Annotated in this window: 26 protein-coding genes, 1 tRNA gene and 1 riboswitch; of the genes, 13 read left to right on the forward strand and 14 right to left on the reverse strand. The window is 70.0% G+C overall.

Going from position 1 to position 25,334, the window contains the following annotated elements:
* Nucleotides 1-53 precede the first annotated feature (53 nt).
* Together ACFWCK_RS17400 and ACFWCK_RS17405 are read right to left on the reverse strand one after the other, a co-directional pair.
* Entirely contained in the window at nucleotides 54-1,760 is a 1,707-nt protein-coding gene (locus tag ACFWCK_RS17400) for a cell wall metabolism sensor histidine kinase WalK (protein ID WP_233311467.1), read from the reverse strand.
* 3 nt (nucleotides 1,761-1,763) lie between these two features.
* Nucleotides 1,764-2,456: a response regulator transcription factor gene (locus ACFWCK_RS17405; RefSeq protein ID WP_159575299.1), complete on the reverse strand. Its 693-nt coding sequence runs from the start codon at nucleotides 2,454-2,456 to the stop codon at nucleotides 1,764-1,766.
* Between the two features lie 123 nt (nucleotides 2,457-2,579).
* Between ACFWCK_RS17405 and ACFWCK_RS17410 the strand changes: the two genes are divergently transcribed.
* Nucleotides 2,580-3,173 carry an NADPH-dependent FMN reductase gene (locus ACFWCK_RS17410; RefSeq protein ID WP_233311466.1) on the forward strand — a complete coding sequence of 198 codons (594 nt, stop codon included), beginning with the start codon at nucleotides 2,580-2,582 and terminating at the stop codon, nucleotides 3,171-3,173.
* 228 nt (nucleotides 3,174-3,401) lie between these two features.
* Here the strand turns inward: ACFWCK_RS17410 and ACFWCK_RS17415 are convergent, their stop codons facing one another.
* Nucleotides 3,402-3,938, reverse strand: a complete 537-nt coding sequence (locus ACFWCK_RS17415; RefSeq protein WP_233311465.1) for a TetR/AcrR family transcriptional regulator — start codon at nucleotides 3,936-3,938, stop codon at nucleotides 3,402-3,404.
* A 108-nt stretch (nucleotides 3,939-4,046) separates the two neighbouring features.
* Here ACFWCK_RS17415 and ACFWCK_RS17420 point away from each other — a divergent pair, with 108 nt between their 5' ends.
* Nucleotides 4,047-4,943, forward strand: coding sequence for an alpha/beta fold hydrolase (locus ACFWCK_RS17420; RefSeq protein WP_378807057.1), 897 nt, complete (start codon nucleotides 4,047-4,049; stop codon nucleotides 4,941-4,943).
* 17 nt (nucleotides 4,944-4,960) lie between these two features.
* Here the strand turns inward: ACFWCK_RS17420 and ACFWCK_RS17425 are convergent, their stop codons facing one another.
* The 3 genes from ACFWCK_RS17425 to ACFWCK_RS17435 all read right to left on the reverse strand — a co-directional run bounded on the left by ACFWCK_RS17425 (nucleotide 4,961) and on the right by ACFWCK_RS17435 (nucleotide 8,778).
* Complete coding sequence (locus ACFWCK_RS17425) at nucleotides 4,961-6,604, reverse strand: DNA repair helicase XPB (protein WP_233311463.1); 1,644 nt, start codon at nucleotides 6,602-6,604, stop codon at nucleotides 4,961-4,963.
* 93 nt (nucleotides 6,605-6,697) lie between these two features.
* A complete protein-coding gene (locus ACFWCK_RS17430) occupies nucleotides 6,698-8,479 on the reverse strand; it encodes a helicase-associated domain-containing protein (RefSeq protein WP_378807058.1) in 1,782 nt (593 codons plus the stop codon).
* Nucleotides 8,480-8,502: 23 nt separating this feature from the next.
* Nucleotides 8,503-8,778 carry a multidrug ABC transporter ATPase gene (locus tag ACFWCK_RS17435; RefSeq protein ID WP_233311461.1) on the reverse strand — a complete coding sequence of 92 codons (276 nt, stop codon included), beginning with the start codon at nucleotides 8,776-8,778 and terminating at the stop codon, nucleotides 8,503-8,505.
* 115 nt (nucleotides 8,779-8,893) lie between these two features.
* On the opposite strand from ACFWCK_RS17435, the gene ACFWCK_RS17440 reads away from it, so the two are divergent.
* Together ACFWCK_RS17440 and ACFWCK_RS17445 are read left to right on the forward strand one after the other, a co-directional pair.
* Entirely contained in the window at nucleotides 8,894-9,274 is a 381-nt protein-coding gene (locus tag ACFWCK_RS17440; protein WP_233311460.1) for a cold-shock protein, read from the forward strand.
* The gene (locus ACFWCK_RS17445; protein WP_378807060.1) at nucleotides 9,267-10,037 is read left to right on the forward strand and encodes a DUF3027 domain-containing protein; all 771 of its coding nucleotides are present in this window, start codon (nucleotides 9,267-9,269) and stop codon (nucleotides 10,035-10,037) included. Before ACFWCK_RS17440 ends, ACFWCK_RS17445 begins: the two co-directional genes overlap by 8 nt.
* Nucleotides 10,038-10,127: 90 nt before the next feature.
* Here ACFWCK_RS17445 and serC read toward each other — a convergent pair whose 3' ends face one another.
* A complete protein-coding gene (gene serC, locus ACFWCK_RS17450) occupies nucleotides 10,128-11,240 on the reverse strand; it encodes a phosphoserine transaminase (protein WP_233311458.1) in 1,113 nt (370 codons plus the stop codon).
* Between the two features lie 192 nt (nucleotides 11,241-11,432).
* Here serC and ACFWCK_RS17455 point away from each other — a divergent pair, with 192 nt between their 5' ends.
* The 5 genes from ACFWCK_RS17455 to ACFWCK_RS17475 all read left to right on the forward strand — a co-directional run bounded on the left by ACFWCK_RS17455 (nucleotide 11,433) and on the right by ACFWCK_RS17475 (nucleotide 15,196).
* Complete coding sequence (locus tag ACFWCK_RS17455) at nucleotides 11,433-12,125, forward strand: metal-dependent transcriptional regulator (protein WP_233311457.1); 693 nt, start codon at nucleotides 11,433-11,435, stop codon at nucleotides 12,123-12,125.
* A gap of 288 nt (nucleotides 12,126-12,413) precedes the next feature.
* Nucleotides 12,414-13,232: a M23 family metallopeptidase gene (locus tag ACFWCK_RS17460; RefSeq protein WP_378807063.1), complete on the forward strand. Its 819-nt coding sequence runs from the start codon at nucleotides 12,414-12,416 to the stop codon at nucleotides 13,230-13,232.
* Between the two features lie 234 nt (nucleotides 13,233-13,466).
* Entirely contained in the window at nucleotides 13,467-14,303 is an 837-nt protein-coding gene (locus ACFWCK_RS17465; RefSeq protein ID WP_233311455.1) for a M23 family metallopeptidase, read from the forward strand.
* A gap of 291 nt (nucleotides 14,304-14,594) precedes the next feature.
* Complete coding sequence (locus tag ACFWCK_RS17470) at nucleotides 14,595-15,092, forward strand: HNH endonuclease (RefSeq protein ID WP_233311454.1); 498 nt, start codon at nucleotides 14,595-14,597, stop codon at nucleotides 15,090-15,092.
* Nucleotides 15,093-15,122: 30 nt separating this feature from the next.
* Nucleotides 15,123-15,196 (forward strand) — tRNA-Arg (locus ACFWCK_RS17475).
* Nucleotides 15,197-15,477: 281 nt separating this feature from the next.
* On the opposite strand, the gene ACFWCK_RS17480 is transcribed toward ACFWCK_RS17475, so the two are convergent.
* The 4 genes from ACFWCK_RS17480 to ACFWCK_RS17495 all read right to left on the reverse strand — a co-directional run bounded on the left by ACFWCK_RS17480 (nucleotide 15,478) and on the right by ACFWCK_RS17495 (nucleotide 18,072).
* Nucleotides 15,478-15,822 carry an Lsr2 family protein gene (locus ACFWCK_RS17480; protein WP_378807065.1) on the reverse strand — a complete coding sequence of 115 codons (345 nt, stop codon included), beginning with the start codon at nucleotides 15,820-15,822 and terminating at the stop codon, nucleotides 15,478-15,480.
* Between the two features lie 54 nt (nucleotides 15,823-15,876).
* The gene (locus tag ACFWCK_RS17485) at nucleotides 15,877-16,203 is read right to left on the reverse strand and encodes a multidrug efflux SMR transporter (protein WP_233311452.1); all 327 of its coding nucleotides are present in this window, start codon (nucleotides 16,201-16,203) and stop codon (nucleotides 15,877-15,879) included.
* Nucleotides 16,204-16,216: 13 nt separating this feature from the next.
* Nucleotides 16,217-16,280, reverse strand: a riboswitch (guanidine-III (ykkC-III) riboswitch).
* A gap of 41 nt (nucleotides 16,281-16,321) precedes the next feature.
* Nucleotides 16,322-17,176: a LuxR C-terminal-related transcriptional regulator gene (locus ACFWCK_RS17490; RefSeq protein ID WP_378807067.1), complete on the reverse strand. Its 855-nt coding sequence runs from the start codon at nucleotides 17,174-17,176 to the stop codon at nucleotides 16,322-16,324.
* 338 nt (nucleotides 17,177-17,514) lie between these two features.
* Nucleotides 17,515-18,072 (reverse strand): methylated-DNA--[protein]-cysteine S-methyltransferase, encoded by a 558-nt coding sequence (locus ACFWCK_RS17495; protein WP_233311450.1) that lies wholly within the window; start codon nucleotides 18,070-18,072, stop codon nucleotides 17,515-17,517.
* Nucleotides 18,073-18,272: 200 nt separating this feature from the next.
* Between ACFWCK_RS17495 and ACFWCK_RS17500 the strand changes: the two genes are divergently transcribed.
* The gene (locus ACFWCK_RS17500) at nucleotides 18,273-21,932 is read left to right on the forward strand and encodes an AAA family ATPase (RefSeq protein ID WP_378807069.1); all 3,660 of its coding nucleotides are present in this window, start codon (nucleotides 18,273-18,275) and stop codon (nucleotides 21,930-21,932) included.
* Nucleotides 21,925-22,158, forward strand: a complete 234-nt coding sequence (locus tag ACFWCK_RS17505; RefSeq protein WP_378807071.1) for a hypothetical protein — start codon at nucleotides 21,925-21,927, stop codon at nucleotides 22,156-22,158. The genes ACFWCK_RS17500 and ACFWCK_RS17505 overlap by 8 nt, the downstream gene beginning before the upstream one ends.
* A 133-nt stretch (nucleotides 22,159-22,291) precedes the next feature.
* Here ACFWCK_RS17505 and mscL read toward each other — a convergent pair whose 3' ends face one another.
* The 3 genes from mscL to ACFWCK_RS17520 are packed head-to-tail and all read right to left on the reverse strand — an operon-like array spanning nucleotide 22,292 to nucleotide 23,623.
* Nucleotides 22,292-22,699 (reverse strand): large conductance mechanosensitive channel protein MscL, encoded by a 408-nt coding sequence (mscL, locus tag ACFWCK_RS17510; protein WP_378807072.1) that lies wholly within the window; start codon nucleotides 22,697-22,699, stop codon nucleotides 22,292-22,294.
* A gap of 28 nt (nucleotides 22,700-22,727) precedes the next feature.
* Complete coding sequence (locus ACFWCK_RS17515) at nucleotides 22,728-23,003, reverse strand: FmdB family zinc ribbon protein (RefSeq protein ID WP_378807074.1); 276 nt, start codon at nucleotides 23,001-23,003, stop codon at nucleotides 22,728-22,730.
* A 29-nt stretch (nucleotides 23,004-23,032) separates the two neighbouring features.
* Nucleotides 23,033-23,623, reverse strand: a complete 591-nt coding sequence (locus ACFWCK_RS17520; protein ID WP_233311445.1) for a 5-formyltetrahydrofolate cyclo-ligase — start codon at nucleotides 23,621-23,623, stop codon at nucleotides 23,033-23,035.
* A 74-nt stretch (nucleotides 23,624-23,697) separates the two neighbouring features.
* Here ACFWCK_RS17520 and galU point away from each other — a divergent pair, with 74 nt between their 5' ends.
* Together galU and ACFWCK_RS17530 are read left to right on the forward strand one after the other, a co-directional pair.
* Nucleotides 23,698-24,594 carry a UTP--glucose-1-phosphate uridylyltransferase GalU gene (galU, locus tag ACFWCK_RS17525; protein WP_378807077.1) on the forward strand — a complete coding sequence of 299 codons (897 nt, stop codon included), beginning with the start codon at nucleotides 23,698-23,700 and terminating at the stop codon, nucleotides 24,592-24,594.
* 25 nt (nucleotides 24,595-24,619) lie between these two features.
* Nucleotides 24,620-25,315: a GNAT family N-acetyltransferase gene (locus ACFWCK_RS17530; protein ID WP_378807386.1), complete on the forward strand. Its 696-nt coding sequence runs from the start codon at nucleotides 24,620-24,622 to the stop codon at nucleotides 25,313-25,315.
* Nucleotides 25,316-25,334 lie beyond the last annotated feature (19 nt).

Genomic DNA, 25,334 nt, shown 5'->3' on the forward strand with positions numbered 1-25,334 from the left:
CCCGCCGGACGCGGACTGTGCGGACCGATCGCGGAGGCGGCCGATCGCAGCGCTCAGCGCGACAGGTCGAGCGGCTCGATGGGCTGGGTGTCCTGCAGCAGGTGCTCGGGCGTCGCCCGCGGCGGTGCGAGCGGCAGCGACACGGTGAACGTCGCGCCGCCGCCCGGTGTCTCGGTCACCTGCACCGAGCCGTTCAGCGCGCGCACGATGGACGCGACGATCGCGAGACCCAGGCCGGCGCCGCCGGTGTCCCTGGTGCGGGACGAGTCGGCGCGCCAGAAGCGCTGGAAGATCTGATCGCGGATCTGCTCGGGCACGCCTTCGCCGTGGTCGACGATCGCGAACCAGCCCACGTCGCGGCGTCGGTCCGCTCCGACGACCACCTCGATGGGCGAGTCGCCGGGGGAGAAGCGCCGGGCGTTGCCGAGCAGGTTGGCGATCACCTGGCGCACCTTGTTCTCCTCGCCGAGCACGATCGGCGGGGTGGAGACGGGCGCGACGACGGCCTCGGAGAAGTCGATCTCGGGAACCGGGTCGCCGTCGCGGGGGCGTCGGCGCAGGATCGCCGGTATGCGGCCGCGCGTGGGTGTGGAACGGGTGATCGGGGCCGGACGCGTGATCGCGATGTGCGACGGTGCGGGCAGATCGGCGGAGTGCGCCTCGGCGGTCATGTCGATGACCGTGACCGGGCGCTCGGGCGCGGCCGCGCGCAGGTCGAGGGCCGCGTCCTGCGCGAGCGGACGGAGGTCCAGTGGCTCGATGGTGAGCTCGCGCTGCTCGTCCAGACGGGCGAGGGCGAGCAGATCCTCGACGAGGACCCCCATCCGCAGCGCTTCCTTCTCGATCCTGTCCATCGCCCGCGCGGTGTCCTCGCCGGGCTTGATGGCGCCCATCCGATACAGCTCCGCGTAGCCGCGCACGCTCACCAGCGGTGTGCGCAGCTCATGGCTGGCGTCGCCGACGAAGCGGCGCATCTGCTGCACCGAGCGATCGCGCTGGGCGATCGCCGCGTCCAGCCGGTCGAGCATGGTGTTGATGGCGCCGTTCAGTCGCCCCACCTCGGTGGTCGGCTCGAGATCGGTGAGCCGCTGGCTGAAGTCGCCCGCGGCGATCGCCATGGCGGTCGACTCCACGCGGCCCAGCCGGCGGAACGCGAGTGTCACCAGCCCCCGGGTGGCGAGTGCGGCGATGATGATCGTCACGAGCGCCACCGTGGTGAACACCCCGAAGAACGTCGCCAGGATGCGGTCCGGTTCGTCCAGCGACACCGCCACGATCTGCGTGTATGTGATGTTGGTGCTGGGGTCCTCCCGCACGGCCACGGCAGCGCGGAACTCGGATCCGTCCGCGCCGCGCAGCACCATCGGGTCCGCGCGACCGGCTTCGAGCGTGGCCCGGGCCAGGGGGTAGGAGGTCGGGAACTCCGGCTTGCCGGCCTTCGGCGCGCCGCCTCCGGAGTACACGAGGGCTCCGGCCGTGTCGTAGACCGCGACGAAGTAGTCCGCGAGACCCAGCGTCTCGTCCTTCAGGGTGACGCTGAACGCACCGGAGCCGTCGGGCGTGATCGTGGCGAGGTCGCTCGTCACCAGCGTCGGCAGCTGGGATTCGACGTTGTCGATGAGCAGGTTGCGCAGGATCGGCATCGTGCCGATGCCGGTGACGACGAGCCCGAGCGCGAGCACGCCGACGGTGACGCCGGTCACCTTCGCCCGAAGGCTGATCCGGCGCCACCATCGCGTGATCGCGTCGGGCTCTGCCATCCCTTACGCGGTCTTCCCCACCTTGAGCATGTAGCCGAAGCCGCGCTTGGTCTGGATGACGGGCTCCTCGGTGTGCGGATCGATCTTGCGGCGGAGGTACGAGATGTAGCTCTCGACGATGCCCGCGTCGCCGTTGAAGTCGTACTCCCACACGTGGTCGAGGATCTGCGCCTTCGACAGCACCCGGTTCGGGTTGAGCATGAGGTAGCGGAGGAGCTTGAACTCGGTGGGGCTGAGCTCGATGGGAGTGGATCCGACGAACACGTCATGCGTGTCCTGATCCATCGACAGCTCGCCGGCGCGGATCACGGACTCCTCGTCCGCCTGCATGGTGCGCCGCAGGATGGCCTGTGCGCGCGCGACGATCTCGTCCAGGGCGAACGGCTTGGTGACGTAGTCGTCTCCGCCGGCGTTCAGGCCCTCGATCTTGTCCTCGGTGTCGTCCTTCGCCGTGAGGAACAGGATCGGCGCTGTGAAACCTGCGCCGCGCAGCCGCTTGGTGACGCTGAACCCGTTCATGTCGGGCAGCATCACGTCGAGGATGATGAGATCGGGCTCCTCCTCCAGCACGGCCGAGATCGTGGCAGCGCCGTTGGCGACGGTCTTCACCGAGAAGCCGGCGAAGCTCAGGCCCGTGGAGAGGACATCGCGGATGTTGGGTTCGTCGTCGACGACCAGGATGCGCGCTTCAGTCATGCCCCCATTATGGTGACCCGATCCGTGTTCGGGCTGATTGGGGGCGGAACTTTCCTAGGGATCGGCTATGCGGCACCTCAGGAAGCGTGACGATCGGCCCCTTTCGGGTGCAGAGTGTGTCCCATGAAGATCGACATCATCGAGCACGAGGGACCGTACCGTGTCGGCGTCATCGTCGGCAGTCTCTCCCGGGAGTCCATCAACCGCCGTCTGGCGAACGCACTGACGCATCTCGCGCCCGAGGGTTTCGAGTTCTTCGAGATCTCCTACGCCGACCTGCCGCTGTACAACCGCGATTTCGACGCCGACTATCCGCAGGTCGCCCTCGACTTCAAGGACGCGGTGACGAGCGCCGACGCGGTGCTCTTCGTCACGCCGGAGTACAACCGTTCGCTGCCGGGACCGCTGAAGAACGCGATCGACTGGGGCAGCAGGCCCTGGGGGCAGAACGTCTGGGCGCACAAGCCGACCGGCGTGGTGGGCGCATCGATGGGCGCGATCGGCACGGCCGTCGGCCAGCAGTCCCTGCGCGGGACGCTCGGCTTCCTCAACGCCCGGCAGATGACCGCGCCCGAGGCCTACATCCACTACTCGCCCGGCCTGATCGACGACGACGGCCGCGTCACGACGCCCGGGACCGAGGAGTTCCTGCGCCAGTTCATGTCGGCCTTCGCCGAGTTCACGGCTCGCGTGCTGACCGTCATCCCGCAGACCTGATCCAGGCCGGATCCGCACCGTCCACGGTGAGGCAGCATCCGAGATGGATGACGAGGAGCGCGGCGGGGACTCCGCCTGCTGGCTGGCCCGGGTGTGCCCGGAGTGCGGGGCTCTGCTCGACGATCCGACCGCGCCGTGCTGGCGCTGCGGTCTGAGACCGGGGGAGGATTCCCGCGTCTGAGCGCCTCGATCGAGGCCCGCATGCGGCCGACCCCGTCAGTGCACCGGTCAGCCGCTCAGGGCGGCATGCACGGCGTGAGCGATCACCTCGCGGATGGGTGCGTCGGGATCCACGGTGACCCGGTGCAGCAGGAGGCCGTCGCCGGTGGCCATGACGAAGGCGGCGTGCCGAGCCGCGGTGTCCCCGCCGAGGCTCGTGAGGATCCCGCGCACCCACGCCTCCATGCCGAGCCGCTGTTCGCGCAGCGGTCGCACGGCGTCTTCATCCGCCTCCAGGAACAGCGCGTAGCGCGCCCTGGTCCGCGCCGCGAGCGGACCGGACTGGAGCTGGATCATCCGGGACACGGCGTCGATGAATTCGTCGGCGGAGCCGATGTCCGGGAGGCCGGCGTCCGCGCGCTCCTGTGTCGCCAGCCACTCGATCACCCCTGAGACCAGCGCCGCACGTGTGCGGAAGTGATTCGACGTGGATCCGGGCGGCAGCGCGGCTGCGGCATCCACCCGGCCGTGCGTGAGCGCGCGGATCCCCTCCGTGCCGATCAGGGTCACGGCGGCGTCGAGCGCCCGACGGCGCGTACTGCTCATGGGACGAGCGTAGATCACTACTTTCATAGTGCGCTGACACTATGAACGTAGTAAACTTCCCGGCGAACCGCAGTGGTCCGCGCGGTGCGATGACAGGGAGGTCTCGCCATGGATACCCCGGAACCCTCGCGACTCCAACGGGAATGGTCGCCGCCGCTTCCCGACGCGGCCGGATTCGAACACACGATGATCGCCACGCCGGGGCTGCGCACGCATGTGGCGTCGATCGGCGAGGGCGATCCCGTCGTGCTTCTGCACGGTTTTCCGATGCACTGGTGGCAGTGGCGCCTCATCGCGCCGATCATCGCTGCGGAGGGGTATCGGGTGATCTGCCCCGATCTGCGTGGCTCGGGCTGGACGGAGGCTGACGACCCGCGATTCGGCTCGGAGTCCCAGCTGGACGACGTGGTCGCCGTGCTGGACGCGCTCGGCGTCGGTGCCGCGCGCTTCCTCTGCCACGACATGGGAGCGATCTCGGGGATGCAGCTCGCGTACCGCAGTCCGGAGCGCGTGCGGGCGATCGTGCAGGTCGCCGTGCCACCGGGCTTCATGGAGTTCTCGCCCCGGGTGATGCCCGCGTTCGCACACATGCCGGCGCTGCTCATGCACCGCGCGGGAAGCTCGCTCAGCTACCTGTTCGGATCCCGCTATGCGGCGAAGCCGATGGCCGACGAGACGGTCGAAGCCTACCTGCGGGTGCACGAGCGGCCTGAGATCGAGCGGGCCGTGACCGCACTCTACCGGGGCATGGTGATACCGGTCTCGCGACGGCTGATGGGAGGGGTCTACAAGCGGATGCGTCTGCGCCCGCCGATGCTCTGCGTGTTCGGCAGCGAGGACGGCCCGTTCGCGGAGCCGACCGTGCGCCGCATCTGCAGGAACCACGGGCAGCATGCCGACCGGTTCGAGCTCGGGTTCGTCGACCACGGCGCGCATTTCCTCACGGACGATCAGCCGCGCGAGGTCGCCCGGCTCGCGCTGGACTGGTTCGCCCGCACCACCTGATCTCGCGTCGTGCGCCCTCAGGCCGCCTCGAGCTCGTGCGCGTCCAGGATCGTGTAGCTGTAGCCCTGCTCGGCGAGGAAGCGCTGGCGGTTCTGCGCGTAGTCCTGGTCGACCGTGTCCCGAGCGATCAGCGTGTAGAAGCTCGCGGTGTGCCCGGACTGCTTCGGTCGCAGCAGGCGGCCGAGGCGCTGCGCCTCCTCCTGCCGTGAACCGAAGGATCCCGACACCTGGATCGCCACCGAGGCTTCCGGCAGATCGATGGAGAAGTTCGCGACCTTCGACACCACGAGCAGCTCGATCTCGCCCTCGCGGAACTGCCGATACAGCTCCTCGCGCTCGTCGACGGGCGTCGCGCCCGTGATCGACGGCGCGTTCAGCGCCTCGGAGAGCTCCTCGAGCTGGTCGAGATACTGCCCGATCACGAGGATGCGCTCGCCGGGGTGCTTCGCGATGAGCTCGCGGACGGCCGTGATCTTCGCCGGAGCCGAGGCGGCGAGGCGGTAGCGCTCGTCGTCGGTCGCTGCGGCGTACTCGAGCCGGTCGTCCGGCGGCAGGTCGACGCGCACCTCGTAGCAGGCGGCGGGGGAGATGAAGCCCTGTGCCTCGATCTGCTTCCACGGCGCGTCGAACCGCTTCGGACCGATGAGGCTGAACACGTCGCCTTCCCGGCCGTCCTCGCGCACGAGGGTGGCGGTGAGACCGATCCGTCGGCGCGCCTGCAGGTCGGCGGTCAGTTTGAACACGGGCGCGGGCAGCAGGTGCACCTCGTCGTAGACCACGAGGCCCCAGTCCATCTCGTCCAGCAGCGACAGGTGCGCGTACTGGCCCTTCCGCTTCGCGGTGAGGATCTGGTACGTCGCGATCGTCACCGGCTTGACCTCCTTCACCTGCCCGGAGTACTCCCCGATCTCTTCGGCCGTCAGGCTGGTGCGCTTGATCAGCTCGTCGCGCCACTGCCGTGCCGAGACCGCGTTCGTGACGAGGATCAGCGTGGTGGTCTTTGTCGCCGCCATCGCGCCGGCGCCGACGATCGTCTTGCCGGCGCCGCAGGGGAGCACGACGACGCCGGATCCGTCCTTCGCGAACGCGTCGACGGCATCCTGCTGATACGGGCGCATCGTCCAGCCGTCCTCGGCCAGCGTGATCTCGTGCGGCGTGCCGGGCGTGTAGCCGGCGAGGTCCTCCGCGGGCCAGCCGATCTTCAGCAGCTCCTGCTTGATCTGCCCGCGCGCCCAGGCGTCCACGACATACGTGTCGGGGGAAGGGTGGCCGACGAGCAGCGGCTGGATCCGCTTGTTCCCCGCGACCTGGGTGAGCACGGCGGGATCGGTGGAGCGCAGGATGAGCACGCCCTCGTCGTCGCGCTCGATCACGAGCCGGCCGTAGCGGTTCACGGTCTCGCGGATGTCCACCGACACCGATGGCGGCACCGGGAAGCGCGACCAGCGATCCAGCGTCTCCAGCATGTCCTCGGCGGTGTGGCCGGCCGCGCGGGCGTTCCACAGCCCCAGCCGGGTGACCCGATAGGTGTGGATGTGCTCGGGGGCGCGTTCCAGCTCGGCGAAGATCGCGAGCTCATGCCGAGCGCTCTCGGCGTCGGGGTGCGCGACCTCGAGCAGCACGGTGCGGTCGCTCTGGACGATCAGCGGGCCATCAGACATAGCGGCCCAGTCTACCGGTCGCACCGGGGAGCCGGCGCTCGGCGCCCCTCGATCGGGTTCGGCGCGCGAGCGATCCGGGCGGGAGGATCGGGCTCAGGATTCGGCGTCCTCGATCGCACGTGTGGAGAGGATCGAGCGGATCGGCAGGGTGCGCTCGACGTCGCTCGCCCGGTCGCGTCCGCGCACGCGACCGCCCCCGAAGCCGGTCACCTCGAGCACCAGCTCGCGCGCCGTGCCGTCGGGCATGGCCACCTCGACGGCCAGCACCGCACGCTGCTTCGCGGCGTGCTCGAGCTCGCGCTCCAGCCAGGCTGCGTCCGCGTTGCCCTCGCGCGCCTCGCGCAGTCGAGCGATGAGCGCCGCATAGCGCTGCGCATCGGGGGGCGGCGGGGGTGCGCTCTCCGCCGTGGTGCGCACCGGCCGCTCGACGGCACCCGCCGCATCCACGAGCGCAGCGGGGTAGTGCTCGTCGGTGAGCGCCCAGAACACCGTGTCGCGGTTGACGCGCGTGGTCAGCACCGTGGTGTCCTCGGCGGTGTCCTCGGGCACGAGGCCCAGGGGGCGCAGGGCCTGGTCCACGCCGATCGCCTGCAGCAGATGCGCGTCGCGGCTGCGCACGCGGGTGCGTCCGGTCGCAGGATCGATCCCGACCTGCACCTGGCCGTGCCGGCTCGCGCTCTGCGCCAACAGATAGCGCAGCGGTTGCGGCACCCCGGTCAGCGAGATGCCCTCGAGGAAGGTCAGGACGCCTTCCTCCGTCTCGCCGGCGGACAGCGCCGTGCTGAGCGAATCGGCGGTGAAGCGGTAGGAGGAGGCCTGGCTCGCCGACTCGCGAGCGGCCATGCCGCGCAGTCGCAGATCCAGGGCGGGCAGCAGCGGGCCCGGCGCGATCGCGGTGAGGTCGTTCTGCAGGAAGATCCGGTCGACTTCGGCGGGCACGTACGCGGCGAGGGCGGAGGGATCCGGATCCGCTCCGCGCCGCGGCGCCTCGGCCCAGGGGCTCTCCGCGGCGGCTCCGTCCTGGCCCGCGTCCGCGACGAGGCCGATCAGCCGGGCCTGCCGGACCAGCGCGTCGGTGCGCCCCGGCCAGCTCGGATCCCAGGGGTGCTCGCCCGGCCAGTCCGACAGGGGGATCCATCCGCCGTCCTCGGAGCGCAGCACCGGGGGCAGCGCTTCCCGGAAGCCCGCGACCAGTCGCGACCAGCGCTCGGACCCGGGCAGCCGGAGCCATGCCGCACCCGCATCGGACAGGTGCAGGGTGCGTTCGATCGGCCGGAGCAGCCCCGCGGCCGTGCCGAGCGCGAGCAGGTCGTCGAGCAGCGCCGGGTCGTCGGGAAGGCCGCGTTCGCTCATCCGGCGCTTCTCGGAGAGGCCCACCGTGCCTCCCGCGAGCAGCGCCAGCGGACCCTCCTCGGCGAGCAGAAGCGCGTCGGCGAGGGTCGCGACCGTGGTGAAGGCTCGTTCGGCGGCTCGGGCGGACGAGGGCTCGTCGGCACTCGCGGCGAGGACGCCCGAAGCCGAGTCGGTCGCCGTGAGGAGCGGGTCCGCGGCGGCGTCGCGTCCGGCGACGGCCGCCGCCACCGTCGGCGGCAGTGTCGTCCCCGACGGCGGGAGCAGGGCGAGGGCGCGCAGCGTCTCGGAGACGGCACCGGGATCCGAGCCGGATGCGGCGGCGACGAGACCTGCGGCCTCGGCGCGGGTCAGACGGGGCAGGACCCGTGTCACGGACGACGGATCCAGCAGCCCCTCGGCGGCGTCGAAGAAGTCATGCCAACCGGCATCGGGGCGCACCTCACGGCGTCCGAAGAGCGCGGCGAGCTCGTCATCGGTGCGCGCGGACAGCGCCTCGGCGAGAAGGCGCGCATGGGTGCTCATGGTGAGGACGGCTCGCGGCGGCGTCAGGAGCGCCGCGCCGCGCGGCCTCTCCGCACGAAGCTCATGACGAGCAGCACGATGATCATGCCGAAGGCGATCGGCAGACCCCAGAACGGGAAGACGCCCACCACGGGCCAGGCGCCCTGCGTGAAGTCAGCCTGCTTCATGCCCACCGCGGTGGCGATGATGATCACGAAGAAGCAGATCACCGACAGGGCGGCCAGCGTCAGCGCGCCGAAGGTCAGGAACCGATCGATCCCGCGGATCTCCGGCTCGGGGGCAGGCGGCCGAGTGCTCATCCGTCCCAGCCTACCCGCTCCGCGACCGGTAGGCTGGTGGGGTGCGGGGCTTCCGCACGCATCCCGATCGGATCCCCCGGATCCGGCGCCCGAGTAATTGCAGCGAGGTTCTCCCATGCCCACCGGCAAGGTCAGGTTCTACGACGACGAGAAGGGGTTCGGCTTCATCACCACCGATGACGGCCAGGACGTCTTCCTGCACGCCACGTCCCTCCCCGCCGGGTCCGCGGTCAAGGCCGGCACGCGAGTCGAGTTCGGCGTCGCCGACGGCAAGCGCGGCCTGCAGGCGCTCTCGGTGCGCGTGCTCGAGGCTCCGGTGAGCCTCTCCAAGTCCAAGCGCAAGCCGGCGGACGACATGGCTGTGATCGTCGAGGACCTCGTGAAGCTGCTCGACGGCATCGGGGGCGACCTCCGTCGCGGCCGCTACCCGTCGTCCAGTCACGGCCGCAAGATCGCGGCCGTGCTGCGCAACGTGGCCGAGGACTTCGATGCCTGAGGACGACGACACGGCCGCCACGCCGGTCGAGGCCGAGCAGGCTGCGGACGGATCGGCAGCCGCCGAGACCGTCGCGCCCGCGGTCGAGGAGCGTTTCTCGACCGATGAGCCGCTGGCCGTGCCGCTCGTGAGCGAGCGTCTGCGGGGAGCGCGCGATCTCGCGCTGGCGGCCCTGCACGAGATCACCCCCGCCGCGTCGGTGGGGCCAGCTGCGGGCTACCTGCCCGAGGTCGACGGCGTGGTCTCGCTGCGCTTCGAGAATCGGCTCGGCGGCTACCCCGGCTGGTATTGGACCGTCTCGGTCGCCCAGGTCGGCGACGAGGGGCCGACCGTGCTCGAGGCCGAGCTGCTGCCCGGCGACGGCGCGCTGCTGGCGCCGGAGTGGGTGCCGTGGGCCGAGCGCCTCGCGGAGTACCGCGCGCATCAGGCGGAGCTCGCCGCGTCGGCGCAGCACGATGCGGAGGCGAGCGGATCCGATGAGGCTTCCGGCGACGTGCTCTCGGACGGATCCGACGACGACCTCGACGACGACGATCTGGACGATGTGGACGAACTCGACGAGGACGAGGACGACGCGGCACCGCGTCTGCACGCCGGCGACCTCGACGGGGTGGACATCGACGAACTCGATGACTCCGCAGAGCCCGCGGATGACTCCGACGAAGATGACTCCGATGACGAGTCCGAGGATGACGATTCCGACGAGGACGAGTCCGACGAGGATGACGATTCTGATGAGGACGACGACTCCGAGGAGGAGTGAGTCCCCGGTTCCGGGCGCGGCCCGGGACCGCACCGATACGAGAGAAGGCGCCTCCGAGTGGAGGCGCCTTCTCTCGTATCGGAGCGCGATTCAGGCGCCCTGGTGCTCCAGCACGTAGTCGATCGAGCGGATGAGCTGGCGCACGTCGTCCGGCTCGATCGACACGAAGGTGGCGATGCGCAGCTGGTTGCGGCCGAGCTTGCGATAGGGCTCGGTGTCGACGATTCCGTTCTCGCGCAGGGTCTTGGCGATCGCGGCCGCATCGACGGAGTCGTCGAAGTCGATCGTGGCGACCACGGGGGAGCGGTCGGCCGGGTTCGCGACGAACGGCGTCGCGACGGCGCTCGCCTCCGCCCAGCGGTACAGCTCCTGCGACGACTCGTTCGTGCGGGCGGCTGCCCAGGCGAGTCCTCCGCTGCCGTTGATCCACTGCAGCTGGGAGTCGAGCAGGTGCAGCGTGGTCAGAGCCGGGGTGTTGAGCGTCTGCTCGAGGCGGGAGTTGTCGACCGCGTTCTTCAGGCTGAGGAACTCGGGGATGTATCGACCGGAGGCGGCGATCCGCTCGATCCGCTCGATCGCCGCAGGCGAGACCGCGGCGAACCAGAGGCCTCCGTCGGAGCCGAGGTTCTTCTGCGGGGCGAAGTAGTAGACGTCGGTCTCGGTCACGTCGAAGTCGATGCCGCCGGCAGCGCTGGTCGCATCGATGACGGTCAGGGCGCCGTCGGCCGCGACGCGACGGATCGGGGATGCGACTCCGGTCGAGGTCTCGTTGTGCGGCCAGGCGTAGACGTCGACGCCTTCGACGATCTCGGCCTCGGCGCGGGAGCCGGGCTCGGCCGTGCGCACGTCGGGAGCCTGCAGCCACGGGGCCGCCGCGGCCTTGGCGAACTTCCCGCCGAACTCGCCTGAGACGAGGTTCTGCGCGCGGTTCTCGATGAGGCCGAACGCGGCCGCATCCCAGAACGCCGTGGATCCCCCGTTGCCGACGATGATCTCGTAGCCCTCCGGAAGGCGGAACAGCGACGACAGCTGCTCGCGGACGCTGCGGACGAGGTTCTTCACCGGCGCCTGACGGTGCGAGGTGCCCAGCAGGCTCGACCCCACCGCGGCGAGCGCGCTCACCTGCTCCGGACGGATCTTGGACGGGCCGCATCCGAAGCGGCCGTCGACGGGCAGAAGTTCGCGGGGAATCTCGATCGCCATGCACAGATTCTAGGTGTCGGGGGGAGGGCACTCCTGCCCATGTGACACCGTGCGACGGGCTCTGCGCGCGGGGCAGGACATCCTGCGCTGCAGCGCAGCGGTGCTCCTCTGCAGCAGAGCCGACGCATATCCGCAGAAGGTAGGCTTGCCTAACACCACGCGACCGCATGCGCGGCACGACAAGGGGGATCGATGGCCGACCTGATCGACACCACGGAGATGTACCTCCGCACCATCCTCGAACTCGAGGAGGAGAACATCGTCCCTCTGCGCGCCCGGATCTCCGAGCGCCTCGGGCACTCGGGACCCACGGTGTCGCAGACGGTCGGTCGCATGGAGCGCGACGGGCTCGTGGTCGTCTCCGAGGATCGCCGGCTCGAACTGACCGACGCCGGACGTCGCAAGGCTGTGGACGTGATGCGCAAGCATCGCCTCGCCGAGCGCCTGCTCTCCGACGTGATCGGACTGGACTGGGCGTACGTGCACGAGGAGGCCTGCCGCTGGGAGCACGTCATGAGCGAGCAGGTCGAGCGCCGTCTGGTCGAGCTGCTCGGTCACCCCACCGAGTCGCCGTACGGCAACCCGATCCCCGGCCTGGACCAGCTCGGCGGTACGCCGGCGCGCACCTTCGACGAGGGCGTGATCGGACTCGTCGAGCACATGAACACGGCGGGGACGCCGACCGAGGGCACCGTGCGTCGTCTGGCCGAACCCGCGCAGGTGGATCCCGAGCTGCTGGAACAGCTGCGTGACGCCGGTGTCGTCCCCGGAGCGCGCGGGCGATTCCGCTTCAACGAGGGCTATGTGCTCATCGAGGTCGACGGGCAGGACGAGGGGCTCGAGCTTCCGGTCGAACTCGCGTCGCACATCTTCCTGGTCGCCTGAGCTCTCTCTGGCGCATCCGGGCGGTTCCGCCGCCTGGGCAACGCCTGTGCGCGCCCGGTTGGATCCGCGGAAAATCAACGTTCAGCAGATCCTTGGGGCAGTGTGACACATTCGTGACTTTCCGGTAGCGTCGGAAGGGCCGTCGGCGAGAAGCCCATCGACGGACTCCACGGCGCTCGCCTCATCGGCCCGTCGCCGCCGCGGAGAGACATGCGTCCGAACCCCGTACGGACCGACCCGAACGACGACGGACCGGCGCGATCCCGCGCAGAGGCCGGAGGACAGACTTTGCCTGAGACCACGATCGAGACCACCAGCCCGACGAGCGCCTACGCGACGACGCTCAGGAAGGGCCCGGCCCGATCCGCTTTCGTGCGCCCGGTCCGCACCGTGGCGATCCTGGGTGCTGTCGGCGCCCTGGTCGCGGCCATCGGACTCCCGGCGTTCGCGTCGACGAGTGGTCCTGCCGATGCGGCTCCGGTGACCACCGAGCAGCTGGCGGCCGACAACGCGCAGTCGATCGTGGTCGCGTCCGAGGCGACGCAGGCCCCGAGCGCCCGCGGGCAGTTCACTGCGACGACGCCCGACGAGATCGAGAAGCGCAAGGCCGAGGACGCCGCCGCAGCCCGCGCTGCCGAGGCGGCCGCATCGGCAGCATCGGCCAGCAGCTCCCGCCCGTCCCTCGCCGGGATGGCTCTTGTCGCTCCGGGCTCGGGCGCCGTGCGCTACCCGGTCACCAGCTTCACTCCCGGCGAAGGACCCGGATCCGGTCGCGGTCATGAGGGCTGGGACATGATCGCCCCTGAGGGCACCCCGATCTATGCGGCAGCCGCCGGCACCGTGACCGCGTCCGCCGAGAGCATCGGCGGGTACGGCGTCTCGATCATGATCATGAGCAATCTCAACGGCACCATGGTGGAGACCCGTTACGGTCATATGGTCTACGGCAGCCGGATGGTTCAGGCGGGTGACCAGGTCTCCGCGGGTCAGCTGATCGGGCTGGTCGGCAACACCGGCAACTCCTACGGATCGCACCTTCACTTCGAGGTGCGCATCGGCGGCTCGGTCATCGATCCGGAGCCCTGGCTCGCCGCGAACGCGGGCTGACCGGCGTTCGGCGTCCATCGGTCGGACGGATCGCTTCTCCCGAATCCGGGGGTGACAGATTCATCACGATCGGGTAACGTCGGGGAGGTCGCCGACGAGAAGCCCGTCGGTGATAACCCCGGCGGCCGCCTCCCGGCTCGTCACCGCCGCGGTCATCCTGATGCAGGTCGAAATCCCGACCTGCACGCGAATGCGGACGAGCCGACGCACGGCGCCGAGGCCTGGAGGAAGCCCTTGGCCGAAGAACTCGAACAGACCGACATGTCCGTCGACACGCGTTCCCCGAAGCGTGCGACGAGCCCGGTCTCCCGATCCGTGGTGCGCCCGATCCGCACCTTCGCCGTTCTCGCCGCCGTCGGAGCGCTGGTGACCGCGATCGCGCTGCCCGCTCTCGCGACCGGCGCCGCGTCGCCCGCCACCGCGTCGCCGGCGACCGCGCAGCAGATCGCCGCGGGTCACGCGCAGTCGATCGTCGTCGCCTCCGAGGCGACGGCGGTGTCGGGCACGCGGAGTTCTTTCACCGCGACGACGCCGCAGGAGATCGAGCAGAAGAAGGCGGAGGAGGCCGCCGTCGCTGCGGCCAAGGCCGCCGCAGAGGCCGCAGCCAAGCCCTCGGTCGCCTCCGTGCGCACCAACATGGCGCCGATTGCGAGCCCCGGGCAGGTCATCTACCCCATGGCGGCCGGCTCCTACACGCTGAGCGACGGCTTCGGCGCGGCCCGCAGCGGTCGAAGCCACATGGGTCAGGACTTCGCCGCGCCGATCGGCACTCCCATCTATGCGGCCGCTGACGGTTGCGTCACGATCTCGCAGGACGGTTACGGAGGCTACGGCGAGACGATCGAGCTCTCGCACCCCGCTCTGAGCGGGGCCAACGCGATCTCCACGCTGTACGGGCACATGAACTACGGGAGCCGCGCCGTGAGCGTGGGCCAATGCGTCACCGCCGGACAGTACCTCGGCGAGGTCGGCAACACCGGATGGGTCTCCGGATCCTGCCTGCACTTCGAGGTGCTCGTGAACAACACCGAGATCGATCCCCTGGCATGGCTCGAGGTGAACGTCCGCTGATCCGGCAGGGCGTTCACCGGAAGTTCTCCGCGTGGTCGCCACGGCATGGGTTAGCCTGATTCCGTCGTTGCAAGGGCGGAGGAACACGATGGAACGAATACCGAGCATCCGAACCACGGATGCACTCGGTCGACTCGTTCTTCGGCATTGCCCGCAGGATCTGCACGGATCATCCGTGCGCTCACGGCGCTGTCTCTCGTAGACAGCGCCGTTTTCGTATCCTGCGGACCCTCCGCCTGCGCACGGTCGAGAGACCGGGAAGCCGTCCCGGTCGGATCGAAGGGATGCAGGATGCGCACACTGGTGCTCAACGCAGGGTATGAACCGCTCGCGATCGTGTCGTTCCGACGCGCGATCGTCCTCGTCATGAACAAGAAGGCCTCGGTCGTCGAACGCGTCGACGACGACCCCGTCTGGGCGGCGAGCGGCCGCTTCGACCGCCCCGCCGTGATCGTCCTGAGCCGCTACGTGCGGATGCCGAGGAGCCGGCACGCCCCCGTCACCCGACGCGGGGTGCTGCGCCGTGACGGCAATCGCTGCGGCTATTGCGGGAAGTCCGCATCCACCATCGATCATGTGCTGCCGCGTTCGCGCGGAGGCAAGAACTCCTGGGAGAACCTCGTCGCGTGCTGCCTGCGCTGCAACAACGTCAAGAGTGATCGCACGCCGCAGGAGATGGGCTGGGAGCTGCGTCTGACGCCGGCTCCGCCACGGGGGACCGGGTGGACCGTTCGGGGATCCGAGCGCGGCGATCCCAGCTGGGAGCCGTACCTGGCGATGGCGGCGTAGGACCGTGGACGCTCGTTAGACTGAGAGGGCGCCTTCGTAGCTCAGTCGGATAGAGCGGCCCTCTCCTAAAGGGCAGGTCGCAGGTTCGAATCCTGTCGGGGGCACAAGCCGCAGAGGACCGCCCCGGAGGGGTGGTCCTCTGCGGCTTTACACCTCCCCACAGGCGAGGCTCCGTTCGCCAGGAGGCTCCGCACGCCGACCTGTCTCGCAACGCGACCCGCCTCGGGATCTCGTCGGCGTGTGGAGGGGCGAATGGAGATGCGGGGGCACAACTGATGGAGATGCGGGGGCCCACACGACCCGATCTCGGCACCCCCGCCACCTCGCCGCACATGTGGGAAAGGACCGCCCAGACGGGCGGTCCTTTCCGTTTCGGGTCCTGCGGTCAGTTCGCCGCGCGGTACGCCTCGATCACGTCGGCGGGGATCCGGCCGCGTTCCGAGAGCTTGTAGCCGTTGTCTCCCGCCCACGCGCGGATCGACGCGGTCTCCGGATTGCGGTTCGGGCGCTTGCCCGCTGCGGCCGGTCGCCCGGTCGCCACGCGCTGCGTGCGCCGACCTGCGGAGAGGTAGGGGGCGAGCGCCGTACGCAGGTCTGCGGCGTGCGCGCTGGTCAGATCGATCTCATAGGCGGATCCGTCGAGCGAGAAATGAACGGTCTCGCCTTCGCCCACTTCGAGAACGGAACCGTCGATATCGTCGACGAGCTGATGAACGATTTTGCGTGCCATGGCGACAAACTTAGTTGCAGGAATTGCCGGCGGCAATGATTGAAATGCGGAATGTCATGCATGCCCCGGATCGATCAGTTTCAATCCGACAATGCACCCGACCAATCCGACGATCAGCAGGATCCGGAGCCAGGACACGTCGGAATCGCCGGTGATCATCGCCCAGACGACGGTGAGCGAGGCGCCGATGCCGACCCACACCGCGTAGGCCGTGGCCGTGGGGATCTCTCGCATCGCCCACCCCAGCCCGAACATCGACGCGGCGAGACCGATCACGAAGACGACACTCGGCCACAGCTTCGTGAAGCCTTCGGATTTGCCGAGGGCAGTGGCCCAGACGGCTTCGAACATTCCGGAGATGATGAGCACGATCCACGCCATGGCGGGCCTCCTCGAGAGCCAGTCTTTTCGCTGTCCGGGTACTGGCCCGCCTCGTCCGGGTGCGCGGTGCGCGATTCCGAGCCTAGCCGCACTCCCTGGGCAGGAGCAGGGCAGAGCCTCAGGGGATCAGCCCGTCGCGCCGAGCACGGGCGACGGCGGCATGACGGGTCGGAGCATCGAGCTTGGCCATCGCCGTGCCCAGATAGGCCTTCACCGTCGATTCGCGCAGCCCCAGCTCGGTGGCGACCTGCACGTTCGTCTGGCCGAGAGCGGCGCAGCTCAGCACGTCCAGTTCGCGCGGGGACAGGTGCACCTCGGCGGCGCGCGGCAGGGGCGCGGGGGCGGAGAGCGCCAGCAGACGGCGCTCCAGATCACCGAGGCGATCACGCACCGCCTGATCCGGCACGAGGGCAGCGATCGAGCGCAACTCGGCGAAGCTCTCCCGCAACTCCTCGCGATGCGCGGGGCTCAACGAGGGCGGGGGAGCGGGTGTGCCCGCGGCATGCAGACGGCGTTCCACCTCCTCGCGGATGCGCAGTTCACTGGCGAGCGCGTCGGCGATCTGCATCGCCGGAGCGGTGGTGACGCCGCCGGCCGGCGGGTCCTCCCACGCTCCCGCATACAGAACGCCACGCGGCCGTCCGGACACGATCACGGGGATCGCGAGCAGGGTGCGCAGCCCCTCGCCCAGCACGAAGCCGTCGTAGTCGTGGGTGATCTGCTGCGAGGCGCCGTAGTCGTGCGTCATCCGCGGACGCAGTTCGGTCATGGCCCGGCCGCCGAGACCGCGCTGGGGCTGCACGCGAAGTCCCTCGAGGCTGCGCGTGCGGGAGCCGACGATCGCGGTGACGGGAACCTCGCCGCTGTCGAGCAGGCCGCCGAAGGCGACCGGGAAACGGGTGCGCCGGATCAGGTCGCGCACGGCCTGCGCGACCAGATCCGCATCGGATCCGACAGTCTCGAACGAGTTCACCGATTACCAACTTCCGGGGTTTCGCGCCCCGTCTGGTCGTTTCGTAGCGTCGACGTTATCATTCCAGCGCGCATCGGGGCTCGCCGGAGGACCACGGAGAATGGCGAGGACACGCGGTGCTGTTCCTGATCTGGTATTTCGTACGTCCCTTTGGTGGCATTCGCCGCAATTCCCGGCGCAGTGGCGCGGAGACATCGCCCTCGGCCTGCTGTTCGGCCTCGGTCGGGTTTCCCGACCGTATTAGTGATCACGCGAGGCTTTGTCGCATTCGCGAATCGGAACCGGATCCGCAATCCGCGAGTATTCGTCCCGTGCGGATACGCGTCCGCCCCGGCGGCCTACACGCCGGGGCGGACGTCGTCCGCGGTGCGGCCTCGGGCGGCCGCATCCGCCTCCAGGTCCAGCAGGTACCGCTTGCGCTCGGGGTGCGCTCCGTACTGGCCGGGTGAACCGTCGGCGCGCACCACGCGGTGGACGGGGACGACGATCGAGAAAGGGGTGTTCCGGCACGCCGTGCCCACCGCGCGGGCGGCGCCGGGACTGCCGGCCATCGCCGCGACCTCGCCGTAGCTCGCGCTCTCGCCCCAGGGGATCTCGGACACGGCCTGCAGCGCGGCGCGGGTGAAGCCGTTCACGAGGCGCCAGTCCAGCGCGAGCTCCCGATCGAAGCGGATCGGGGCTCCGTCGAAGTACGCGTTCAGCAGTGCCTCCACGTCGGCGCCGGCACCCGGATCAGGTTCCGGCAGCGCGTGCAGCATCCGCGCGGTCGCCTCCAGCGCCCAGGGCGAATCGCGGTGCATCCCCTCCGGCAGGTCGAAGGCGACCAGCCCCTCGTCGGAGAAGACGAGCAGCGCATCTCCGAACGGGGTGTCGGCGAAGTCGTAGCGGTAGGTCATGCACCCATCCTCGGTCACCACCCGGACCGGCGGAGGCGTAGAGGCGCAATCGGTGAGGAACGACCGGAAAATGCCCGCTGTGGAGGAAGAAAGCGCCTGAATCCGGCGAAACCCAGCGGATCTGACGGTTCTGCCCATCCCGCACGCCTAGTCTTTGTCGTGTGTGGCGACGTGACGGGAAGAACGCGGAGGACAGGTCCGTGACGCCCAGCGACGTCGACGTGGCGGAGCCGGGCGTGCAGGTGGCGCACGCTGCGACCGTCGAACGGGCTCGTCTCAGGGCGGAGGCCGCGGAGCTCGGCGGGCCATCGCCGCTCACGGCCTATCGCGATGTCGCCGCCGGCGGGATCGACATCTCCCGGGCGCACCCCGGGAGCCTGCCCCAGTTCATCACCGGCCGCTCCACGTTGCTCTCGAACCTGTTCCGCGACGAGGTGGGGCTGCGCAACGCCCGTCTGGCCGCTGATCGCATCACGGCGAAGAACACCGAGCTGCGCACCGTGCGCGGTCTCGACGCCGTGCACCTCGCGGTCGGGCTGTGCACGTGGCGGATCGGCGGTGTCGACTACGCCGCCCCGATGCTGCTGCGGCCGCTCGCGATCCGACGGCACTACGCCGACTATGAGCTGAAGCTGCACGGACAGTTCTTCCTCAACCCCGAGCTCGTGCGCATCGCCCGCGATCACTTCGGGATCACGATCGACGATGCCAGGCTCGCGGCCCTGGCATATCAGAACGGGGTGTTCGCCCCGCAGCCCGCCATCGACATGCTCCGTGCGGCGACGTCGTCCGTCGACACGTTCTCGGTGCAGCCGCGCATGGTGGTGTCCACCTTCGCGGATGTCGGCACCGCGATGGCCCGCGACGCGCACGACCTCGACCATCCCGTGCTCAACGCACTGGCGGGGCACGCCGCCGATCGCGAGCGCGTGACCGCACCCGGTCCGACCCCGTCCGCCGCCGGTCCGGACGACCGGGCTCCGGCCTCGGACAACCTGCTCCTCGACGCGGACAACGAGCAGGAGCAGGTTCTCGCGCGTATCGCGGCCGGGCACTCGCTCACCGTCTCGACGCTGCCGGGAACCGGCGGGACCCAGACCGTGATCAACGCCATCGGAGAGCTGGTGCGCGCGGGCAAGCGCGTGCTCGTCGTCTCGCCCCGCCGTTCGACGCTCGACGGCGTGCGGCACCGCCTGAGCGGGATCGGGCTGGACGGCTTCGCGGTCTCCCCGGCCTCCGTGCGCCGCGATCTGGTGCGCGCGATCGGCCGCAACGAGAAGGCCGCCGCGCCCAAGCTCGCTGAGATCGATGACGCCCTGCTCCGACTCCGCACGGTGCTGCGGGACTACCGCCGTGCTTTGACGGAGAGGGACCCGGCGCTGGGCGCCAGCGTGCTCGACGCCACTCGCATGCTCACCCGGCTCGCGCTGCTGCCGACGCCGCCGTCCACCACGGCCCGGCTCGGCCGGCCCGCGCTGCAGAATCTCGCGGAGGATCGGACCCACGCCGCCGAAGCGCTCGCGCAGGCCGCGCGGTTGGGGGAGTTCCGGTTCGGGCCCGACGATTCGCCCTGGTACGGGGTGGTCTTCTCCTCCTCGGACGAGGCGCATCGCGTGCACGCGCTCGCCGAGGGGCTGCATGCCCGCACCGTGCCGGATCTGCTCGAGCAGGGCTACGAGCTCGTCGCCCAGACGCGTATGCGTCCGTTCTCGACGATCTCCGAGCTCGGCGAGTACCTGCGCCTGCTCCAGGGGATCCGCGACTCGCTCGACCGGTTCACCCCGGCCGTGTTCGAGCGTCCGCTCGGAGAGCTCATCAAGGCCCACGGCAGCCGCAGGGAGAGCGCGGCGCTGACCGGCGCGAACCGTCGTCGGCTGCGCCAGCTCGCCAAGGAGTACGTGCGCCCCGGCGCGCATGTGGGCGACATGCACGACGCGCTCACGCGCATCCAGGCCCAGCGCACCGAGTGGCAGCGCTACGTCGATGCCGGCGTCGCCCCCGAGGTACCGCTCGGGCTCGCCGACGCCTCGGTGGCCTGGCGCGATGTCGACGCGCAGCTCGCCGAGCTCGATGCGGCGCTGGGCCGCCGCGAGCCGCTCGCGACGCTGCCCGTCGCGCGCCTGCTGCGCACGCTCGCCGGCCTCGCCGCGAAGTCGGACGTCTTCGAGAATCTCATTGAGCGCGCCCGTATCCGCGACGAACTGGCCGGGCTCGGCCTCGAGCCGCTGCTCATCGACCTGTCCACCCGACACCTCTCCGAGGATCGCGTCGGCGCGGAGCTGGAGTACGCCTGGTGGCAGTCCCTGCTCGAGCAGGCACTCCGGCAGAACCGCTCGCTGCTGGGGGCGAACACCTCGGTCGTCGACCAGCTCGAGCGCGACTTCCGCCTCGTCGACGAGGCGCACGCCGGCGCCGCGGGGCCGCTGCTCGCCTGGCAGCTGAGCGGCCAGTGGCGGATCTCGATCGTCGATGAGGCCGCAGAGGCGCAGAACCTCCGTCACGGGCTCACGCAGCATCGCACCACCGTCGCCGAGCTGGTGGCCGCGGCGCCCACGCTCATGCGCGTGCTCGCGCCGGTCTGGATCGCCTCGCCCTATCAGGTGCCGGATCTGCCCGACTCCGTCGAGTTCGACACCGTGATCCTCGTCGATGCCGCCGCGATCAACCTGGCCGAGGCGACCCCGGCCATCCGCCGTGCCCGTCAGATCGTCGCGTTCGGCGACCCGGTGCTGCAGAAGCCGACCGCGTTCCAGGTGGCGACGATGCCTGCGGAGGACCGCGAGGTGGAGGAGCCGTTCGACGACGTCTCGGTGTTCGAGCGCCTCTCCGAACTTCTGCCCGTGGTCACGCTGACCCGCAGCTACCGGGCCGGCGGCGAGGACCTCGCGTCACTCATCAACGACGCGTTCTACGGCGGCGAGATCGTCTCGCTGCCCTGGGCCGGTTCTTACCTGGGTCGCGGATCCCTGACCGTCGACTACGTCGAGGGCGGGGTCGGCATCCCGCATCCGGAGACCGGCGCGATGGAGAGCCCCGAGGCCGAGGTCGCCCGCGTCGTGACGCTCGTGGTGGAGCACGCGGTGCATCGTCCGACCGAGTCGCTCATGGTCGTCACGGCGAGCCGCACGCACGCCGAACGGGTCTTCGCGGCGGTGTCCATCGCCTTCGCGGGGCGCAGCGACGTGGCCGAGTTCGTCGGACGCGACACGCAGGAGCCCTTCATCGTGCTGACGCTGGAGGAGGCGGCGGCGGAGAGCCGTGACCGCGTGATCTTCTCGCTCGGCTACGGCGTCACCAAGCACGGCCGCGTGCTCAGCGATTTCGGTGACCTGTCCTCGCCCGATGGCGACCGCCTGCTCACGATCGGCATGACCAGGGCGCGCCGCTCGATGGTGATGGTCTCCTCGATCCGCCCGTCTTCGTTCGACGAAGGGCGTCTCGACCACGGTGCGGCCACGCTCATGTCGATCCTCGGCGACCTCGCCGGGCACGCGCGCGAGGAGCGCGCGGAGGACCAGGCGGATCCGCTGACGCTCGCGCTCGCCCGAGAGCTGCGTCGCATCGGGGTCTCGGTGGACGTGGACTACCGCGGGCTGCTGCCCCTCGTGGCGCAGCACGCCGGCAAGGCGGTCGTGATCGAGCCGGATCCGGAGTCTCGTCCTGAGTCGCTTCGCGAGACCCTGCGACTGCGCCCGCAGGTGCTGCGGCGCCTCGGCTGGCACTACATCAGGGTGCACGCCTTCGACCTGTACAGCGATCCTGCCGGCGTCGCGCGCCGCATCGGCGAGGTGCTCGGGGTGCCCCTCGACGCGCCGCGAGTGGACGGCGACACCCAGCCGCTCGACGTCGACGATGCCTGACGGTGAGCCTGAGCCGTCGTCCGCGTCCACCGAGGCGGGTGCGGACGGAGCCGGATCCCGGCAGCGCGTCGTGCGCATGCGCGGGTCGCGGCGCGCGAAGCTCACCCCGGCGCCGGGTACGCATGCCGAGCCGGACGAACGCGACCGGGACACCGGGGCGCAGGCGAAGAGCGCGGCGGGTCCGAACGATGCGGCGCTGCGTCGCGAGGTTCCACCGCACTACTGAGGCCTGGTGCACGGCGCTCTCGCCAGCGAGCGGCGTTTCGTCTCGCTCCGGCTGCGCCGGTGCTCGCTCAACGACCCGATCGGACGACGCCCCCGTCACCACGAGGGCGCGGGGGCGTCGAGGACGGGTCCGATCAGGCCGACTTCTGCTTCTCGAGCAGATCCCGGATCTGGATCAGCAGAACCTGCTCGCTGGGCAGCTCCTCGGGCGCCTCGACGACGCCCGCCTTCGCGGCCTGGCGATCCTTGAACTTGTTCATCGGCATGACGAGGAACAGGTAGACGACGAGTGCCACGGCAACGAAGTTGATGATCGCGGCGATGATGGCGCCGATGCCGAAGTGCGCATCGGCGAAGATGCCAGGGATCGTGATCGTCCACTTGGCGAGGTCACCCGACGGGACGAGAGCTCCGATCAAGGGGTTGATGAAGCTCTCGACGATGGTGTTGATGATCGCGGTGAACGCGGCACCTATGACGACGGCGACAGCGAGGTCGATGACGTTCCCGCGTGTGATGAATTCCTTGAACCCCTTGATCATGCTTCTTTCTCTCCCCTGAACGTCGACCTCAGGATCCCGAGGCCGGTGCGGAGGCGGGCGCGGGTTTGGCGCTCGCCGTCGATTCCGTCTTCGATGATGCCCCCGGCGAGGAGGAAACCCCAGATCCCGCGCGGGAGTCGGTGCGATAGAAGCCCGAGCCGTTGAAGGTCACGCCGATCGATCCGTACTCCTTGCGCAGCCGGCCCTGGCATTCGGGGCATTCGGTGAGGGCGCTGTCGGAGAACGACTGCACGGCGTCGAAGCGGTGTCCGCACGCGGTGCAGGCATAGGAGTAGGTGGGCATGGGGCCTCGCAGGTCTCGGTTCGGGAAGGTCAGGTCAGGGGGAAGACGACGGTGCGCAGGGGGGTGACGGCGCCGGTGACCGGCTGGTCGTGCACGTCGTGGGGCACCTCGTCGAGGATCTCGGAGTCGTAGACGACGGCGTACACGGGCGGGCACTTCTGCATCGAGCCGAGCGTGCGATCGAAGTAGCCGCGCCCCCAGCCCATCCGCATGCCAGTACGATCCACCGCGGCGGCCGGGATGAGCAGCAGATCCACCTCGTCCAGCGCCATCGGGTTGAGGATCTCGCCGGTGGGCTCGGGGAGACCATGCAGGCCGGTCGTGATCTCCTCGTCGGATCCCGCCACCGCCCAGTCGAGGAGGCCGTCCTCGCGGGTGATCGGCAGCAGCACGCGGATGCCGCGGGCCAGCGCCTCGCGGATGAAGGTGCGCGTGCCGGGTTCGGTCGTGGTGGAGAGGAAGCAGGAGATCGAGCGGGCGCCGGTCGTGGCGATCAGCTCGTCCAGACGGGCCGTCAGAGCGGTCTCGGCTGCGGCGCGCTGCGGGTCGGACAGCAGACCGCGGCGCTCGCGCAGATCGGCGCGCAGTGCGCGTTTCGCATGGTCGATCTCGCCGGGCATGGCCCCGATTCTACCGGGGGCCCGCGCGTGTCGGCTGAGGGCCGGATCCGCGCCCGCGCCCGTAAGCTGAGCAGATGACGAAGGCACGCATCAAGGCGGTGATCCCCGCGGCCGGCCTGGGAACGCGCTTCCTTCCCGCCACGAAGGCGATGCCCAAGGAGATGCTGCCGGTCGTCGACAAGCCCGCGATCCAGTACGTGGTCGAGGAAGCCGTGGCCGCGGGCATCGAGGACATCCTCGTCATCATCGGGCGCAACAAGAACGCGATCTCCAACCATTTCGACTCCGTGCCGGAGCTGGAGGGCAAACTGACGCAGAAGGGCGACCACAGCCGCCTCGCCCGCGTCGTCGCGTCCAGCGACATGGCCGACATCCACTACCTGCGCCAGGGCGAGCCCAGGGGGCTCGGACATGCCGTGCTGCGCGCGCGCACGCACGTCGGCGAGAGCTCGTTCGCGGTGCTGCTGGGCGACGACCTCATGGACGATCGCGATCCGCTGCTGACGGCGATGATCGCCGAACATGAGCGCAGCGGTGCGGCCGTGATCGCGCTCATGGAGGTGGATCTCGACCAGATCCACCTGTACGGCACGGCGGCGGTGGATGGCGTGCCGGACGGTGCTGCGGGCGATATCCGGCATGTGACCGGGCTCGTCGAGAAGCCTGCGCGCGATGAGGCGCCGTCCAACCTGGCCGTGATCGGCCGCTACGTGCTCCCCGCGTCGATCTTCGAGATCCTCGAGCGCACTCCGCCGGGGAAGGGCGGGGAGATCCAGCTCACGGACGCGCTGCAGGAGCTCGCCGCGGATCCGGACGGACCCGGCGTGCACGGCGTGATCTTCCGCGGGCGCCGCTACGACACGGGCGATCGCCTGGAGTACATCAAGGCGATCGTGCAGCTCGCCGCGGACCGCGATGACCTCGGACCGGACCTTCGGGTCTGGCTCAAGGAGTTCGCCGAGAGGATCTGAGCGGATCGTGGACGTCTCAGCGCCGATGCGGCACGGACCGGTCGAGCTCCGGCTCATCCGCACCAAGGACGCGCGCCCGCTGCAGCACGAGCTCGTCACCAACCGACGCTGGCTGCAGCCGTGGGAGGCGACGCTGCCCGGCCTGCAGACCGGCATCGACATGCGGGTGAGCATCCGGCGCCTACTGCAGCAGTACCGCGACGGCAGCGGCTACCCGTTCGTGATGGAGTACGACGGGAAGATCGCCGGGCAGCTCAACATCTGGGGAGTCATGCGCGGATCCCTGTGCTCGGCAACCATCGGGTACTGGGTCAGCGAGCGATTCGCGGGACACGGGATCACCCCGGCCGCCGTCGCGATGGCGACCGACCTGGCGTTCTCCTACCTCGGACTGCACCGGATCGAGATCTGCCTGCGGCCGGAGAACCGGCCGAGTCTGCGGGTCGTGCAGAAGCTCGGTTTCCGCTATGAGGGGATGCGCCGGCGGTTCATCCACATCGACGGCGACTGGCGCGACCACCTCGCGTTCTCGCTGGTGCGTGAGGATGTGCCCGAGGGCGTGCTGAACCGCTGGGCCTCGGGACGCGTCCCTGCCGAGTGGGCGGCAGTGCCGGCCTCGGACCTGCCGTCGACCGGCGCGACGGGTGAGGCCGGAGGGGTGCCCCCGACCGGTGTGACGGGCGACGCCGGCCTGCGTGGCGAATCGGGCGTCCAGAGCTGAGCGCGATTCGTCGGTGAAG

The organism is Microbacterium sp. NPDC060117 (assembly GCF_042729315.1).
Classification (GTDB): Bacteria; Actinomycetota; Actinomycetes; order Actinomycetales; family Microbacteriaceae; genus Microbacterium.